This is a genomic window from Candidatus Pelagibacter sp. HIMB1505, assembly GCF_052047915.1.
GTDB lineage: Bacteria > Pseudomonadota > Alphaproteobacteria > Pelagibacterales > Pelagibacteraceae > Pelagibacter > Pelagibacter communis_A.
Genome location: NZ_JBNAIR010000001.1, coordinates 13,230 through 30,127 on the forward strand (window position 1 = coordinate 13,230; position 16,898 = coordinate 30,127).

Here is a 16,898-nt window from a genome sequence, read left to right on the forward strand (position 1 = left end):
TCAATTTAAAACATTTATTTTATTAAATTTACAATTTAGATTCAATTCATTGCTCTGCTCAATTAATTTAAAATTAGCCTCACCTATTCCTATAGCGGCAGGTATATTTAATTCTTGGCATCTAATTGCCATATGAGAATTTACACCTCCATTTTTTGTAATTAGACCGGAGATATTCTTTGAAAAAATCCAGTCATAACCTGGGTCTGCGTTTTCAATTAAAACAATTTTATTGGTAATTTTTTTTTTTAGAATATTTTTTTTACCTAAATTTATAATTTTTCTACTAATATTTCTATTTGTAATAAAATTTGGTTTTACCTGTTGAATTGAGCAAATAAATAAATCATTAATTTCTGTAATTAAATAAGGTAACTGAATATTTTTATCATATGTTATATTTGATTTATCTTTTTTGAAAAATTTTTTTTTTGATGAAATTATTTCATTAATATCAAAATTTGATAATTGTTTTCTACTTAAATGATTTTTTCTACCATATAAATATATAATTTCCAATAAATCACTTAAAGTTCTGGTGAACATAAACTTTGAGTTTTCTCTTAATTTCATTGCTAGAATTGAATATTTTAAAAACTTAGTTGCTTGAACATCAAATTTATTTTTATCAAAAAATTTGTTTATTCTATTAATAGTTTTTTTTGATAAAATCTCATTAACTTCTAAGTTTAAAATTTTATTTAAATTTATAATTTCATATGAAGCTAATTTTGACTGATATCTTTTATTTTCGATGTCATATGTTCCTGCTCTCAAATGAAAAAATAAATTATCAAACTCTTTTTGTTTCAATTTCTTACTTTTTAATTTTTTTTCATATTCAGTATAGATTGATGTAATAGTATTTAATGAATTAAATACTTTATTATATTCTTTTTCAGAAATTATTTTATTTTCTAAAATACTATTTAATAATTTTTTTCCAATAAAAGCATGTCTAGCAAATTTCGAAAATGGAATAATTCCGTTCACTTTTAAGTAATTTATTGTGTTTTTTAATATTTGAGAATAATTTAAATTTTTTTTTGATTTGATATTATTAATTAATTCTACCCTATATTTTTCAAGTTTCTTAAGTTGGATGAAATAATCTAAAAAATTTTTTTCAAAATTATTTATTATTTTTGTAGTATGAATTTTAATTGACTGAAAATATATTTTTTTTTGTGAATTCGTTAGAAAAAAATATTGATCAAATATTTTTTTTTTTAATGAAAAATCAAAACATGAATCAGCAACTTCAAATTCAATTTTGTCATGAAAAATTGGATTTCTTTTCAATTTTCTACACCAAAAATTTACAACTTTTCTTGTAACACTAGGCTTTATTGTATTAGGGAGAAATGAAAAAAAACTTAATCTTGTGTCAATATATGGTCTGCTAGAAAAATTATACATCAATTTAGATCTTACTTTCTTATAACCCATTTCCTCTCTAGCTTTAGACCATGAATTATTAGTGATTAATTTTGAATATAATGAATAGGACAAATTACTTGGAAAATTACCAATCATTTCAACAGGATTCCAATCTGGCATTAAGCCAAAAATTGCTATATCTCCATATAATTTATTTTTAATTTTGATTTTTAAATATTGTTTTTTTAATTTTAATAATTCTAAATTAAATTTATTTTGATCTATAATTTTCCAGTTTTTTCTTGTTGATATATGTCTTACTTGTAAAATATTTACAATTTTTTTAGAATTGACTGCAAATTCTATATCAATTGGTAATTTATTAACTTTTTTTTCTATTTCTTTTATTGCGTCAACTAAAGGCTTAAACCTATTAGACTTAACTTTTTCCAAACTATCTTTATGAGCAAATAAAACTCTATATCCAGACTTACCTCCTGAAGTAACAGAGTTAGTTAAATTAGTCTCATTATCGTAATTAATTACATAGTAAGGGGTTCCATCATGTAGATTAAAGTTAGTTACTACCCCGCTTAATATTGAGTCATCAATATAATTTTGAACAAAAATTTTACTTTTATTTAGATTTTTTTTATCAAACTTACTGTATTGTAAAATTAGTTTTCTTACATATTTTTCAATTATAAATTTATTGTTATTAATATTAATGTAACTATCAAATTTACCTGCTAAGGAGCTATTTTTATTATCTTCCAAAGCAAAGGCAGATCTAATACAAATTTTGCTTTTTAAGTTATTGTTAATTTTTTTTATAATTTTTATTCTATGGCCGTTAAGCCAATCTTTAACAGTGAAACCTATAAAGTTAGGAACTATTGATTTTTTTAATTTAAATTTAATTAATATTTTTAAATTGTCAGATTTATTTTTAAACATTAAGCGTAATTAAAATATGAAATAAAGAAATTTATATATATAAATATATAATAAATACAGTTTATGCATAATAAAATTATTGTTATTGGCTCTGGAAATAGTGGATCAGGAGCAATATTTGATTATCTATCTGGTCAAGAACAAAATTTATCGTTTTTAAATGGTAAAGAATTTAGATTAATACATGATCCTGATGGATTGAATGATTTGCACATAAATAATTATAAAAATTTTTCAATTAATAACTCTGCTAGCTCATTTATGAGATTTCAAAATATTTTCACCAAATTTGCACTTAAGCAAAAATCAAATAAGAAATTAATAAAATTATTAAATATGTATTTGAGCAATGTGATCGAACTTAGATATAATGCTTTACCAGAATTCTATAAAAATAGATTAAACCTTAACGATAAACTTAATTTTTATATTAATAGAATAATTTTTAAAAAAAAAATTCATAAAATTAAATTATTAAATATGACATTGCCAATTAAAGAAGAAAAATTTATTAAGATAACTAAAATATTTATTAATAATATTATTAAAACAATTCACCCTAATATTAAAAAATATAAAAATGTAATCTTAAACCAAGGCGGAAACTATTGGAATTTGGATCAATCTACTAAATATTTTGACAATTATAAAATTATAATAGTAGATAGAGATCCAAGAAGTATTTACTGGAGTATGAAAAGAACTGGTGCATTTTCTTATCCAGGTCACGATGTTGATATATTTATTAAGTGGTATAAAAAAACTCAAAAAATTTTTGAAAATAATTTCAAAAAAAACAAAAAGATTTTAAAAATAAATTACGAAAGGTTTTTGAATAATTATAATAATCAAAAAAAAGTGATAAATAAGTTTATTGGTTTTAATACAAAAGTAGAGAGTAATTTTGATTATAAAAAATCATGCTTAAATTTATATAAAGCAAAATATAAACTTGGAAAAACAGAACTTAATAAAATAGAAAAAAATCTAAAAAATTATCTTAAGTGGTAATGTTAAATTTAAATTATATTGCAGATTTATCAGTTCCAAACAAATCAGCCTATGCTGTGCATGTACTTAAGATATGTGATAATTTTTCTAAAATTGGATATAATGTAAATATTTATCTGTATTCAAATAAAAAGAAAATTAATCGTAATCAAATTAAGTCAGATTTTAATTTAAAGGATAAACCTAATTTAAATTATTGTTTTGATAAAAAAGTTAAAAGAAATTTATTGAATAACTTAGTTTTTGCATTTTGGTGTAAGAAAAAAATTAAAAAAAATTCTTTAATAATCTCAAGGTCAATTATTTCGGCTCTAATTTTAATTATTTTTAATTTCAAAGTTATTTTAGAAATTCACCATGAAATGTCAGGACTCACAAAAATAATTTATAATGTTTTATCAAAATTGAAATTAACAAAAAATTTAAGATTTATATTTATACACAAATATCTTCAAAAAAAATTTAATATACCAAGAAAAAAAAGTATCATTTTAGACGATGGTGTAGATCTTGATGATTTCTTAATAGATGTAAATCCTAAAAAAAACTGTGTGTATACTGGAAGTTTTGCAAAAGGAAAAGGTATTGAATTAATATCCAAAATTGCAATCAGAAATCCATCTTTAAAAATTTATGCATATGGAAACTTAGATACATTAGAAAATAAAGAAAAATATTTATCAATTAAAAATTTAATTTTCCTTGATTATGTAAAATATTATAAAATACCAAAAATACTAAAACAGAGTTTAATATTATTAATGCCTTATCAAAAAAAAATTGGAATACTGGCAAAAAATATTTATGTAGAAAAATATATATCACCACTTAAACTTTTTGAATATTTGGCATCTTCAAATATAATTATTGCATCTAAATTACCTGTGTATTCACATATACTGAAGAATAAATTTAATTGTATACTTTGTAATCATGACTCTACTTCGGAATGGAGTAATAATATTAAGAATATAATTAAATCACCAATGAAATACTCTAAAATAAGAAAAAATGCTTTTTTAACCGCAAAACAATTTACATGGTCTGTAAGGGCTAAAAAAATAATTCAATTTTCTCAAAAACAAAGTTTGATATGAGAGTTATAATTTTATTTTATAATATTCTTTATACCATTTAATGAATTTTTTAATTCCAATTTCTGGATTAGTCTTTGGATTATAGCCCAACTTTTTAAAATTGTTAACGTGCGAAAGAGTTTCTTGAATATCTCCCTTTTGCAAAGGTAAATATTTTTTTATTGCTTTTATTTTCAATTCCTTTTCAATAATTTTAATATATTTCATCAATTCAGTTTGCTTTCCACTTCCAATATTTAAAATTCTAAATTTAGATATACCATGATCAGGAGTCAAATTAACTTTAGTTTTTAATTTTTTTTTAAAAATTTTTTTTGAGAAAGTTGCCAAAACAAGACCATTAATTATGTCATCTATATAAGTAAAGTCTCTTACATGTTTTCCAAAATTAAATATTTCTATTGGTTTCTTCTGAATGATATTTTTAACAAATTTAAATAATGCCATATCAGGTCTGCCCCATGGGCCATATACTGTAAAAAATCTTAAACCTACAGTCTCAATTCCATACAACGAGCTATAAGCATGAGCGATAAGTTCATTAGATCTTTTGGTTGCAGCATAAAATTGAATGGGATGATCTGCTGTATGACTTTCTTTAAAAGGAATTTCTATATTGTTTCCATAAACACTGCTAGTACTAGCGAATACTAATCTCTTAACATTAAATTCTTTGCAAACTTCAATTAAGTTAAAAAAACCTATGATATTACTATTTAAGTATTCTCGGGGTTTTTTTAAAGAGTATCTCACGCCTGCTTGTGCTGCAAGATTAATAACCAATTTAATTTTTTTTTTAAGAAAAATAGAATTAAGTTCCCTTTTGTTTTTTAAGTCTTTTTTATAAAAAACAAATTTTTCTCTGTAATGTTTTTTTAGATATTTAATTCTATCATTTTTAAGTTTTTGATCATAAAAATTATTTAAATTATCTATGCCTATTATATTATTATTTTTTTTTAATAATTTTTCTGCTGTGTGAAATCCAATAAATCCAGCAACACCTGTAATAAGAATATTCATTATAATCTGAAAAAAGTAAGTTTTTTACTAAATATAGATTTTAAATCAAATATTTTACCATCTAAGGTTAAATGCTTGCTTATTTTTTTAATTCCCATTTTTTTAAAATAGTTATGAGCTAATGCAATGACTATAATATCAAATTTCCCAATTATTTTTCTACTAAAAAATTTAGATTTAAATTTTTTATTATTTATCAAATTATTTGAATAATAAGGGTCAAATACTTTAAAATTTATTTTGTTTAGATATAATTTTTCCATAATATCAAAAACTTTTGAATTCCTAAAATCAGGACAATTTTCTTTAAAGGTAGCTCCTAATATTAACACTTTTGATTTGTTAAGTTTTTTTTTTGAATTAATTAATTCTTTTTTAATATTGTTAAATACATATGTAGGGATATAATTATTTACCTTTCTGCCCGCTAGAGTTAAATGTGAAGTTAATCCTAAAATTTTTGCTTTATAGGATAAATAGTAAGGATCAACACCTATACAGTGGCCACCAACTAAACCTGGATAATATTTATTAAAATTCCATTTGGTGGCGGCAGCTTTAAGCACCTCATTAGTGTCTATTTTAATTTTATTAAAAAGAATAGAAAGCTCATTTATAAAGGCTATATTTATATCTCTTTGAGTATTCTCAATTACTTTTGCTGCCTCTGCTACTTTTATACTTGGGGCTAAATGAGTGCCTGCTGGAATAATTTTTTTATAAATATTATCCACAAACCTTGAAATTTTTGAATTTGATCCGCTAGTAACTTTAACAATTTTATTTATTTTATAATTTGTTTTGCCAGGATTAATCCTTTCAGGGCTATATCCTAAAAAAAAATCTTTGTTTAATTTAAAATTAGAATATTTTTCTAAAATCGGGCCACAATAATCTTCTGTGCATCCAGGGTAAACAGTGGATTCAAAAATTATAACAGAATTTTTCTTCATCACACTTGCTACTAATTTGCATGCTTTATTTAAAGGATTTAAATCTGGTGAATTATTTTTTTTTACTGGGGTAGGAACTGCTACAACATAGACATTGTAATTTTTACAATCAAAAATATTAGATGTAAATTTAATTCTTTTAAAAATTTTATTAATTTTTATTTCTTGTGTAAGATCTCTTCCTCTCTTTAATTGATTAATTCTAGTTTTATTAATATCAAATCCAGTTACCCTAAATTTTTTTGACAGAGCAATAGTTAATGGTAAACCAACATAACCTAGACCTACCACGCAGATATTTAATTTTTTATTCTTTGTCAATTTAATTTATTTTTAAAAACATGAATTTAATTTATTTTGCATATAAATATATGTAATCAAAATAAAATCTATGATAATATATAATTGAATGTTTGGAAAATTATTCTTCTACTTAAATCAGAATTTAGGAAAAGTTTTTTTTGGGAACCCAAATAGCTTATACTACAATATTTTTAGCAAGTACCATCAAAATTTAATATCAAAAACAGATAGATGTGATGATCAGGTCAAAAAATATGTGAATGATGGTTATTTTAGAACAAATGTAAACTCACATGAACTTTGTAATGATATTACTAAAAGTTTATATAAGCAGAAAATAGATTATAATAGATCTCAGTTTCAATTCGAAATTGATGATGACCTGAAACATAAAATTAGAAGTCATATAAATATTGAATTCAAGGATACTTTAAATAAAATTGAAAATTTCTATAATTCAAAAGTAGCTGTAGCAAAAGTAAGGATTGCTAGGAATTTTCATATTAATAATATAGGGGACGAGGTTTATAGCAATAACTACCATGTTGATCACTATATTTACAATCATTTTAAATTATTTATTAATTTAATGGATGTAGATATATGCCATGGTCCGCTTCATTTGTACTCAAAAAATAGTACAAAAAAGTTTTTAAAAAAAAACAAATACAAAAGTCGATCTAACTATAATAATGAGGAATTAGAAAATGATTTAGTCACAAATACTGGAAAAAAAGGTCAATCAATGATTGTGAATACCACACAATGTCTACATAAAGCAGGTTTTGTAGAAAAGGGTTTTTATAGAGACATCCTCTTTGTGACTTTTATTACAATCCCTGAAAAAGTTTCTACTGATAATTTTTTTTACTACGAAAAATTTTTTAAAAATACTATATGGAATACATATGATACCAGTGAAATATTAAAAATCGCAAAACCAAAATCACTAAAAAAAACTATATCGCTTTTTTTTAAATATTATAAAAATAGAATTAATTAATTTGAATTAAATTAACTTTTCTTTCCACGTGTTTGGAGTAATTTCTGTCTGAATTTCAAGAGGTAAATTATATTTGAATTCTCTAGTTCCATTTTTTCTAATGTATTCAGCTGTCATCTTTATTGCAGTTTCAAGTTTTGTAGTTGTTTTGTAATTTAAAATTTCTCTAGCTTTATCTGCACTACACAATGCATTCTTAACTTCTCTTGGTCTATCCTTTACGTGAATTGGCTCAAGATTACATCCGGTTTCATTAGCTACCAATTTTGCAAGATGATTAATTGTACAACTCTCTTCATCAGGTCCAATATTAACTACTTGATTATTAATTTTATTATCTAGGGCTAATTTTTCTAGACAACTTATACAATCATCAACATAACTAAAGCATCTTTTTTGTTCTCCATCACCATAAATGATAGCAGGCTTATTTTGCAAATTTCTATTTAAAAAAATTGATAAAACATTTCTGTACGGATCATCATATTTTTGATTTGGACCAATTATATTATGTGGAACTGCAATATTCCATTCCATCTTATGGGTTTCAGCTAATAATTTAAGTGTATCTTCTGCAGCTACTTTCGCTATTCCGTATGGATCTTCTGGCTTAGTTAACATAGACTCTTTGAAGGGTGTTTTTTGGGATCCGTATCTTGCCATTGAAGAACAAAAAACAAACCTTTTAACTTTATTAACAATTGCGGCTGTAATTACAGAAACACTTGCTTGATAAATATTCTTGGTAATAAAATTTGGTGAAAACACTGATAAGCCCTCGTGAGCAGTCGCTGCACAATGATATACTATATCAATTCCTTTTAAGTTCTTTAACATGCTCTCAAAATCACAACAATCATTTTCATGAAATTTAATATTTTTTGGTAAATTTATTTTTTCACCTAAAACTAAGTTATCATTGCCTACGACTTGATGACCTAATAAAATCATTTTTTTTGCTAAATGACTCCCCAAAAAACCAGCTACACCTGTAATATAGATTTTCATAAAAAATTATTTATTGTATTATCTATTTTTTATTTAATTGAAAAGAAATTTTTTACTAACTTATATGATTAACAACCAACAAAAAGCATTAATTCTTTGTAATGAAACAAGCGGTGCAGAAAGAATTATAAGATATTTTTATTTCTGTGAATTTGTATGGAAGTTTAGTGAGGTGAAAATTTCAGATAAATTTGATGAAAATTACTCAAAACTAATAATTATTGACAGAAATTTTATTAAAAATTTTGAAATTAAAAATAATTACAAAAATTTCAAATTTTTAATTTGTCTCTGGAATGGAATGTTTGATTTTGAACAAGAAGAAATTCAATTATTTGCCAAACAACTTGAAAATTTGAAAATTGAATTTAATTTTTTTTTAATTGGCTATAATCCAAATTATGAAAAAAATAATATATTCTTATATCCTGGTAATGAAATTTTGAAAAATGACAAAGTAATAATCAAAAGTAAATTAAAGTATAAAATAATGTATAAATACTCAAACATTTATTATTTAATTAGATCTTTTAAACATCCTTTTAAATTTTTTATTAATATTTTCCAAAAAAAGATAATTTTTGTTGGTGGTGGTTTATTAACTGATAATTATATCAATAAATTAATGAGATCGAATTATCACAATAAAGTTAATAAAGTTCTTAAACGATTTTTTATTTTTTCAAAAAAAAGTAATTTAAAAGATAACTTACTTTTTATAAAAGAATTGATAAATACAGAGGAATTTTCAAATTTAATGTCACACGAAAAACTTTTTTTAATTCACAGAATTTATAGACATATTTTATTTTCTTTGTTAAATGAGTTTAAAAATTTCAAATTTTATTTAAGAGAATATAAATTGGGAATTGTCAGATCAGATTTGTTTAGAAAAAATTATTTTTTAGATTTAGGTTCAACTGTTGGTTTGGGATTATATGATAGAACTATACAATTATATAAACATCATAAAAATAAAACTATTAAATTAGAATTTTTTAATAAAGATTTAAATTACGAGGAATCAATTGTAAAATTTGAAAAAAAAGCAAAATCACTTTATTTTTATAAAGATAAAAATATATCTGCAGAAAAATTAAAAACTTTGGTTTTAAATGACTAAAATGTTAATTAGTTAAATTTTATTAAAAACAATTATCACAAAGTTTTAGATTGGGATAGGAAACCCTTGACGTTTGGGAAAAAAAATCAAAAGTAAGTTCATATTTTTCAATAAACAAATATAGCTTTAGAGGAAAAAGAATTTATAAAAAAGATACTTTAATTTTTTTTTCACATAGTTCCTCAAAATTTTCTGACAATTTTTTTTGATCTATAAGCAATACATGATCATTCTCTGTAATTTCATTCGGGTTATTAATAAAATAGATATTTTTAAAATTAAACACATGACCACAGTATGCAAATAAGTTTCTACTCTATTTTTGGGCCCTTAAACCTGAACGTTTTCTATATTCAAAAAAAAATTTTCATATAAAAAATTTTTTATTTTTTCTATTTTGAATCTTAATTTTATAATTGACTATTTTTATCAGAAAATACTTTGCTATCAATCTAAGTATTTTTATTTTATATAAAAAACTGAAACTTTTTCTTAAATTACGAACTGTTCTTTGATTACCATGCCTAAGGTCTTCCACTCCTAAAATTTTTTTATTATTGGATATATCTTCATTAGTCAAACATTTTGAAGTATCAATTTTAAAACAAACTGCGCTTTCAAAAAATTCTATAGAATATACATATTTATTAATTGAATTTTTTAATTTTCCAATGTTCGGATATCTGTAATTAATATCATCAATTTTTTTTTTTGTATAATTTATAAACGAATATTTGTTTGGATTTGCAAATTTATTCATGTAACTTGTAAACGTATCCTCTATAACAAGCATCCCACCATCATTTATATTTTTAACGGTGTTTTCTACTGTAATTATTTGTTGAGTATTTGTATGACCCCCATCATCTAAAACAATATCTACCTTGCCAACTTTTTCAAAAAAATTTTTCCAAAAAATATTGTCTGCTTGATCACCTATAAATATTTCAACACCATATTTTTCTAATTCATTTGCTTTTATATTAATGTCTATACCAATTATTCTTGACTTATTTGAAAAAAATTTCTTCCACATTAGAAGTGACCCACCATCTTTAGTCCCAATTTCAACAAAAGTAATTTTTTTATCCCTATAACGTTTGAATAAATTTTCATAGATAGGGAAATAATTTTTATATTTTGATGAATTAAGTTCTTGGGAATGAAATAAATCTAACAATGACATTGCAAAATAATATTTATTTAATTATAAGAAATTCGATAAAAATGCAATTATATTCAATTTTTTTTAATTTGTAATAAAAATAGTATCTATAGTTTATAATTCTTAATATTAAAAATAATATTCAAAAGATATCTTGAAAGTTTATGTCTCATCAGTTTTTTTAAAAAAACCTTTAAGGTTACTTAACTATTGTAAAAAAATATTTTATCAAAAGTATTGATAGATTATAACAGATCTGCATACTTTAATAAAAATGGATCATATTTTATACTCTTTTGATAAGGACATAAAAGCATGTGTTTCTCAGAATATTTTTAATGAAAATTGGAAAAAATGTATTCCTGGTAATGAAATACTAGCAGTGAAGTTTGATTTTATTATACCACCTTGGTTTCTTAGGATTAATCAAAGTTATGAACTTAAAAGGGTTTCCGTATCTAAATTTGTTTTAGGATCAGAATATACTAATTTAGCACATAATTAAGATGGAATATGATCTATAAAAACAACAATTTAAAAGTTAAATAAATAATATGCTAACAAATTTAATATTATTTTTTATTATTATAGAAATTATAATTTATTTTTTGTTTATTAATTTTAAAAAAAATTTTCAATGGTTGATTGGAAATGAGGATTTAAATCCAAAATTTTCAAAACAAAGATATTCTAATTTTATTAAAAATAGTTATCATGAGGTTTTGGGTTGGGACAGAAAACCATCTACATCTGGAAAAGAAAAATCTCAAAGAAATTCATATTTTGTAATTAACAAATATGGCTTTAGAGGGGAAAGAAGTTTCAAAAAAGATACTATCGCTGTTTTTGGAGATTCATTTGCTTTTTGCAGATATGTGAATGACAACGAAACATGGGAAGAGCTTTTGTCACAAAAAATTAAATCGAATGTTTTAAATTTTGGTGTTGGTAATTACGGGATAGATCAAGCATATATTAAATATAAGATTATCAAAAATAAAATAAAAACTAAACATATAATATTTTGTGTTGTTCCGGAGACAATTGCTAGAATTCATTCTCACTGGAAGCATTACAGAGAGTTTGGAAATATTTTTGGTTTTAAGCCTCTTATAAATTTTAAAAATAACAAGATGAAAATAATTAATATACCTAAAATAAAAATACAGAAAAATAATGTTAAAAATCAACTAAAATTTAATCAAAAATTAATTAATCACTTTCAAAACCATGATATATTTTACGAGAAAAAATTTAAGAGTAACATTTTAAAATTTCCATATTTTTTTTATTTTGTAAAAAATTTTAATATAAACGCACCTATATTTTTTTTTTTAATTTTACATTCATTGACAAAAAAATTTAACGAAAAAAATACTAAATTTTATGATTATGCAAAAAAAGTACTGCTTAAAAAAAATATCATCGACTCACATAATTTGTATGAAAATTACAATTACTGTAAAAATTTGACAAAAATATTTCAAAACATAGAATTATTTTGCAAAAAAAAAAGATTGGAATTTAGTATAGTTATTATTCCTCAGTATTTAGATATAAAATTAAATAAAACAAATAATAAATATATCAATTTTTATAAAAATTTAGGTAATAAAAATATCTTTGAAATAACTAATGATATAATAAAAAAAAAAAATTGGGAAAGTTATTATTTTAATGACAAATATGGTGGTCATCTTAATTCAAAAGGAAATAGATTAGTATCCAAAATCATTTTGAATAAAATAAAAAATAAATATTAGTAAAAATATGAATAAAAATAAAATTTTGTGGATATCTGGTATTTCAGGTGTTGGGAAAACAACAATTGCTCAGGTTCTAAAAAAAAAATTAAAAGACTATATTTGGATAGATGGAGATAAATTTAGAAAAATGTTTAACAATGATATTGGTTATACACTGGTAGAAAGAAATAAAAATGCTGAAAGAATTATCAATTTTGTAAGCTTTTTAAATAAAGAAAAGAAAAATATTTTAATTTCTGCGAATCTTACATCTCTAAAATATAAAAAAAAAGTAAAAAGAAAATTTAAAAACCTTGTTCATATTAATATTGTTTCAACTATGAACGTTTTAAAAAATCGTGATAATAAAAAGATTTATAAAAAAAAATTAAATGTGGTGGGTAAGGATATAAAGCATGTTAAATATGAGAAATATGACCTTGAAATATTAAACAATGGTTCTTTAAAAAGTTTTTTAAAAAACCAGAAAAAAATACTTAAATTACTGAATAAGTAATTTAGTCATTGGAAATAAAATCTAATGCTTCCTCAGAATTAATAATTTTAAAATTTTTCTTATATTGTAAATAATCATCAAATCCTTGTGATAGTAGTTCTGGCATTTTTTTATATTCAAATTCATCTTGCAGTTTTAAAATGCCTACACCATGGTCGATATTACAAATTTTAAAATCCATATTCTTAGAATTAAATAATTCAACAGCAACTTTCCAAACGTCACCTGTCCAAGCGGTGTGTCTATGTTCTGCACTTTGCTCAAATTCTGATCTTGGCAACAAGTCATGTAACATAATAATTCCACCTTTTTTGAGTTGTTTGATTGAGTTAATGCAATCTTTTTGACATTGAGTGTATGTATGAAGTCCATCAATAAATATGACATCAAACTGTATTTCATTATTTTTTTCAAAAAATTCATCTGATGTCATTTTAAAATTACCACCATTAAACGGATCGACACCAAATTTATTTTTCATTTTTAAAGGTATAGAATTAAAAAGAGTTTCTGTGCCAGTACCTATCTCTAAATAATTACAATTTTTATATTTAGAGATTGCCTTATTTACAAAGGCAATTCTTGAATAAAAATTTTTCTCAAATTTAAATTTGTGGGTTATTTTGCTCTTGTAAAATAGAATATTTAAATATTTTTTAACATTCTGTTTATAAAAAATAGGTGGAATAAAGTAAGTAAATTTCATTAACAATGGATAAATGTTAAATTATATATAGATTATAAATAAAAAATCAAATTAAATTACATTTCTAATAAAGTGAAAAATAAAATAAGATTTAATAAAACTGTTTACCTCTATTGTCCTGATCATAGAACTTACAATTACTTTCTTCATGCTGATTACGTATTTGGAATAAATAAACTAATTCTAATTAAAAACTTGGATATTATTAATGATGAAAATTGTCAGATTTTATTAGATCAAAATTACTTAGAAGATTTTTTATCATATCAATTTAAAAGTTATAAGAAAGAAATTTACGTAATACTCTGGAATGATTTATTTGACAAAAAAATTCACGAAGAAACTATACAGAAGATAAATGAAAAATTTGAATATTTAAATATTTTTTTTCAATCAAATTTTTATCCAGAATATAAAAATTATTTTTTTTTAAATGATTATAATATTTACAATAAAAAAACTTTAAAAAAAATATCTGGAGCAAAATTTCGAGCCAAAATGAAATATTTTTTTCCAATATTTTACTCTATTTATAATTTTTTAAAATATTTCACATATGCAAAAAATTTGATTTTAGGTAAAAAACTGGTGTTTGTTGGAAGAGCTGATGAGGAGGATATTTTAAATGCTTTTAAAAAATATTATAATGTTAAATTTAAATATATTAAAAACCTAATAAATAATTATGAAAATTATAGTTCAAAAGAAAAAATAGATTATTTTTTTTTGATATTTAATGAAGAAAAATTTAAAAATTTAGAATTTCAAAAAAAGTATTATTTAGCAAATGTAGTTATAAGATTTATATTTATTAATCACCTTAAAAAATTTAATTTTTTTTATCATAAAAAAAATTCTAAATTACCATTAGATTTATTATTTTCTAATGTTTATAAAAATATATGTATGATAGATTTAGGATCAAAAGTTGGAAATTCAGAAATTTATACAAGAAGTTTACTAATTAATAAATTTTATAAAAAATCTAAATTGAAAGTTAGCTTTTTCTTAAATGATTTAAATTATAATAAAGATGTTTTGTTCAACGAGAGAACCATTATAATAAAGAAATATCTCTATGATTTAATTAATTTCATTGAATTTGATTGTTCTTTTGAAAATCTTAAAATGGAAATTTTAAAATTAAACAAACTACTAAAATAGTTCTAATTTACTCTACTTAATTCAACTATTTGATCACAATTTGTTAGATCTTCCAGTAAATGTGAGATAACAATGATTGTTTTAAATTTTCTAATATTATTTATCTCATTTAATATTGTACTCTTTGTCATCTTATCTAACGAATTAAATGACTCGTCAAATATTAAAATTTGAGGATCTTTATACAAAGCTCTGGCAATACTAATTCTCTGTTTTTCACCACCAGAAATTTTATATCCAAATTCACCTACTTTTGAGTCTATTCCATTTTCCAACTGTTCAATAAAAGGATCTAAACCAGATTTATTTATTGCATCATATAATTTTTCTATATTTATTTTGTCTTTATTTTTTTCAAATGTAATATTTGTATAAACGGTATCGTTAAATAAATTCACTGTTTGTGATACATATCCAAATAAATTTTTCCATTTCGCACTGTTTAAATCTGCATATTTATCATTGATTTTTATATTTCCAGAATCAGCCTTTAATAATCCTGTAAGTAAATCAATCAATGTAGATTTGCCACATCCAGAAGGACCAACAATCCCCAGATAAGATCCTTTTTTAATTTCAAAGTTAAAATTTTCAAAAATATATTTATTATCAGTTGAATATCTAAAATAAATTTTCTCTAAATTAATCTTATTAAATTCATAAACACCAATAAAATTTGAATTGTTATCTTGATTTTTATTTTCTACTAAATTTGTCTTTAACTCATCAATTATTTCATAATTTGATTTCTGATATTGATTAATTTTTTGTGCAGATGAAATTAGACGACTTATAGATGGGATCATTCTAATTAAAATTATAGCCAAAAGAGCAGTCTTTGGCAAAATTTCATCAAATGATTCTCCCATGGTTAAAAATTTAATATTAATAAATGACAAAACTCCAAAAATAAAAATTAGTTCAAAAAATGCTCTAGGGTAGCTTCGAATAATATATGCTTTTCTTTGAAATTCCTGAAATAATTTTTCCTCTAAGTAAAAAAACTTAATAAAATAATTCTCTTTTTGAAACAATTTTATTTCTTTAATCATATTAAATGATTGTATTAATTTTTTTAAAGATTCACCCTCGTGTTCAAAAGAAAATTTTCCATATTTTATAAGTAATCTTTTAAAAAAAAGAAAATAAATAACAGTTAATGCTATTAATGATAATGATGAATAAAAAACTAATACAGGATTTATAGAAGACAAAAATAAAAATAATACTACAAATAAACACGAGTCATTAATAAAAAGCATAGAACTTCTCAAAGTCTGCATTACAGTACTTGTTGAAGTATTTATATTTCTAACTAATTTTGCAGAATCTTTATTAACATGAAAAGTATAGCTTTTATATAGATATGAAGTAAGAAGATGTTTTTTTAGCCTAACCTTAACATTCCTCTCAAATGTTTGAGTCCAATGAACTAGAAAAATTAAAAAAGTATTTTTTATTATGAAAACTATAACAATTAAAAAAGATACAAGTAAAATTTGATTTTCGAAATTTATATATTTTTCCAGATAGCTTAACGAAAATAAATCATTGTCTAAGAGATTTTCATTTTTTCCGAAAAGTCCTAGAATAAGTGGATATAATGAACCAATACTAATTGCCTCTAAAAAAACTTGTAAAAATGTGAAAAATAAAAAAATTATAGATTTTGTTTTTTCTTTTTTTGACAATATCGTCCAAAGAATTTTAAAATTATTTAATAAATTATGTTTTTTTGACATT

Annotated in this window: 15 protein-coding genes; 8 read left to right on the forward strand and 7 right to left on the reverse strand. The window is 22.2% G+C overall.

Features of this window, described 5'->3' with window-relative positions; genetic code table 11:
- Window positions 1-2,337 carry a PEP-utilizing enzyme gene (locus ACTTAU_RS00075; RefSeq protein ID WP_438304417.1) on the reverse strand — a complete coding sequence of 779 codons (2,337 nt, stop codon included), beginning with the start codon at window positions 2,335-2,337 and terminating at the stop codon, window positions 1-3.
- 63 nt (window positions 2,338-2,400) lie between these two features.
- Between ACTTAU_RS00075 and ACTTAU_RS00080 the strand changes: the two genes are divergently transcribed.
- Both ACTTAU_RS00080 and ACTTAU_RS00085 read left to right on the forward strand, forming a co-directional pair.
- A complete protein-coding gene (locus ACTTAU_RS00080; RefSeq protein WP_438304419.1) occupies window positions 2,401-3,348 on the forward strand; it encodes a hypothetical protein in 948 nt (315 codons plus the stop codon).
- Window positions 3,348-4,445, forward strand: coding sequence for a glycosyltransferase (locus tag ACTTAU_RS00085; RefSeq protein ID WP_438304421.1), 1,098 nt, complete (start codon window positions 3,348-3,350; stop codon window positions 4,443-4,445). Before ACTTAU_RS00080 ends, ACTTAU_RS00085 begins: the two co-directional genes overlap by 1 nt.
- Before the next feature lie 3 nt (window positions 4,446-4,448).
- Here the strand turns inward: ACTTAU_RS00085 and ACTTAU_RS00090 are convergent, their stop codons facing one another.
- Complete coding sequence (locus tag ACTTAU_RS00090) at window positions 4,449-5,468, reverse strand: NAD-dependent epimerase/dehydratase family protein (RefSeq protein WP_438304424.1); 1,020 nt, start codon at window positions 5,466-5,468, stop codon at window positions 4,449-4,451.
- The gene (locus ACTTAU_RS00095) at window positions 5,468-6,748 is read right to left on the reverse strand and encodes a nucleotide sugar dehydrogenase (protein WP_438306236.1); all 1,281 of its coding nucleotides are present in this window, start codon (window positions 6,746-6,748) and stop codon (window positions 5,468-5,470) included. Before ACTTAU_RS00095 ends, ACTTAU_RS00090 begins: the two co-directional genes overlap by 1 nt.
- An 82-nt stretch (window positions 6,749-6,830) precedes the next feature.
- On the opposite strand from ACTTAU_RS00095, the gene ACTTAU_RS00100 reads away from it, so the two are divergent.
- Entirely contained in the window at window positions 6,831-7,727 is an 897-nt protein-coding gene (locus tag ACTTAU_RS00100) for a hypothetical protein (protein WP_438304426.1), read from the forward strand.
- Between the two features lie 6 nt (window positions 7,728-7,733).
- On the opposite strand, the gene ACTTAU_RS00105 is transcribed toward ACTTAU_RS00100, so the two are convergent.
- Window positions 7,734-8,735, reverse strand: a complete 1,002-nt coding sequence (locus ACTTAU_RS00105; protein WP_438304428.1) for an NAD-dependent epimerase/dehydratase family protein — start codon at window positions 8,733-8,735, stop codon at window positions 7,734-7,736.
- Between the two features lie 64 nt (window positions 8,736-8,799).
- Here ACTTAU_RS00105 and ACTTAU_RS00110 point away from each other — a divergent pair, with 64 nt between their 5' ends.
- Entirely contained in the window at window positions 8,800-9,858 is a 1,059-nt protein-coding gene (locus ACTTAU_RS00110; protein ID WP_438304429.1) for a hypothetical protein, read from the forward strand.
- 367 nt (window positions 9,859-10,225) lie between these two features.
- Here ACTTAU_RS00110 and ACTTAU_RS00115 read toward each other — a convergent pair whose 3' ends face one another.
- Window positions 10,226-11,044 (reverse strand): hypothetical protein, encoded by an 819-nt coding sequence (locus tag ACTTAU_RS00115; protein WP_438304431.1) that lies wholly within the window; start codon window positions 11,042-11,044, stop codon window positions 10,226-10,228.
- Window positions 11,045-11,297: 253 nt separating this feature from the next.
- On the opposite strand from ACTTAU_RS00115, the gene ACTTAU_RS00120 reads away from it, so the two are divergent.
- From ACTTAU_RS00120 to ACTTAU_RS00130, 3 genes are read left to right on the forward strand one after another with little or no spacing between them, the layout of a single operon-like run.
- Entirely contained in the window at window positions 11,298-11,528 is a 231-nt protein-coding gene (locus tag ACTTAU_RS00120; RefSeq protein WP_438304434.1) for a hypothetical protein, read from the forward strand.
- Between the two features lie 49 nt (window positions 11,529-11,577).
- Window positions 11,578-12,786 (forward strand): hypothetical protein, encoded by a 1,209-nt coding sequence (locus ACTTAU_RS00125; RefSeq protein ID WP_438304436.1) that lies wholly within the window; start codon window positions 11,578-11,580, stop codon window positions 12,784-12,786.
- A gap of 7 nt (window positions 12,787-12,793) precedes the next feature.
- The gene (locus tag ACTTAU_RS00130) at window positions 12,794-13,285 is read left to right on the forward strand and encodes an adenylyl-sulfate kinase (protein ID WP_438304437.1); all 492 of its coding nucleotides are present in this window, start codon (window positions 12,794-12,796) and stop codon (window positions 13,283-13,285) included.
- A gap of 1 nt (window position 13,286) precedes the next feature.
- On the opposite strand, the gene ACTTAU_RS00135 is transcribed toward ACTTAU_RS00130, so the two are convergent.
- A complete protein-coding gene (locus ACTTAU_RS00135; protein ID WP_438304439.1) occupies window positions 13,287-13,991 on the reverse strand; it encodes a class I SAM-dependent methyltransferase in 705 nt (234 codons plus the stop codon).
- Between the two features lie 72 nt (window positions 13,992-14,063).
- On the opposite strand from ACTTAU_RS00135, the gene ACTTAU_RS00140 reads away from it, so the two are divergent.
- Entirely contained in the window at window positions 14,064-15,155 is a 1,092-nt protein-coding gene (locus ACTTAU_RS00140; protein WP_438304440.1) for a hypothetical protein, read from the forward strand.
- A gap of 2 nt (window positions 15,156-15,157) precedes the next feature.
- Here ACTTAU_RS00140 and ACTTAU_RS00145 read toward each other — a convergent pair whose 3' ends face one another.
- Window positions 15,158-16,897 carry an ABC transporter ATP-binding protein gene (locus tag ACTTAU_RS00145; protein ID WP_438304442.1) on the reverse strand — a complete coding sequence of 580 codons (1,740 nt, stop codon included), beginning with the start codon at window positions 16,895-16,897 and terminating at the stop codon, window positions 15,158-15,160.
- Between the last annotated feature and the right edge of the window lies 1 nt (window position 16,898).

Bases quoted from the DNA above. Each gene is read 5' to 3' on its own strand.
- ACTTAU_RS00075 (WP_438304417.1), bottom strand. From the start codon at position 2,337: ATGTTTAAAAATAAATCTGACAATTTAAAAATATTAATTAAATTTAAA.
- ACTTAU_RS00080 (WP_438304419.1), top strand. From the start codon at position 2,401: ATGCATAATAAAATTATTGTTATTGGCTCTGGAAATAGTGGATCAGGA.
- ACTTAU_RS00085 (WP_438304421.1), top strand. From the start codon at position 3,348: ATGTTAAATTTAAATTATATTGCAGATTTATCAGTTCCAAACAAATCA.
- ACTTAU_RS00090 (WP_438304424.1), bottom strand. From the start codon at position 5,468: ATGAATATTCTTATTACAGGTGTTGCTGGATTTATTGGATTTCACACA.
- ACTTAU_RS00100 (WP_438304426.1), top strand. From the start codon at position 6,831: ATGTTTGGAAAATTATTCTTCTACTTAAATCAGAATTTAGGAAAAGTT.
- ACTTAU_RS00105 (WP_438304428.1), bottom strand. From the start codon at position 8,735: ATGAAAATCTATATTACAGGTGTAGCTGGTTTTTTGGGGAGTCATTTA.
- ACTTAU_RS00110 (WP_438304429.1), top strand. From the start codon at position 8,800: ATGATTAACAACCAACAAAAAGCATTAATTCTTTGTAATGAAACAAGC.
- ACTTAU_RS00115 (WP_438304431.1), bottom strand. From the start codon at position 11,044: ATGTCATTGTTAGATTTATTTCATTCCCAAGAACTTAATTCATCAAAA.
- ACTTAU_RS00120 (WP_438304434.1), top strand. From the start codon at position 11,298: ATGGATCATATTTTATACTCTTTTGATAAGGACATAAAAGCATGTGTT.
- ACTTAU_RS00125 (WP_438304436.1), top strand. From the start codon at position 11,578: ATGCTAACAAATTTAATATTATTTTTTATTATTATAGAAATTATAATT.
- ACTTAU_RS00130 (WP_438304437.1), top strand. From the start codon at position 12,794: ATGAATAAAAATAAAATTTTGTGGATATCTGGTATTTCAGGTGTTGGG.
- ACTTAU_RS00135 (WP_438304439.1), bottom strand. From the start codon at position 13,991: ATGAAATTTACTTACTTTATTCCACCTATTTTTTATAAACAGAATGTT.
- ACTTAU_RS00145 (WP_438304442.1), bottom strand. From the start codon at position 16,897: ATGTCAAAAAAACATAATTTATTAAATAATTTTAAAATTCTTTGGACG.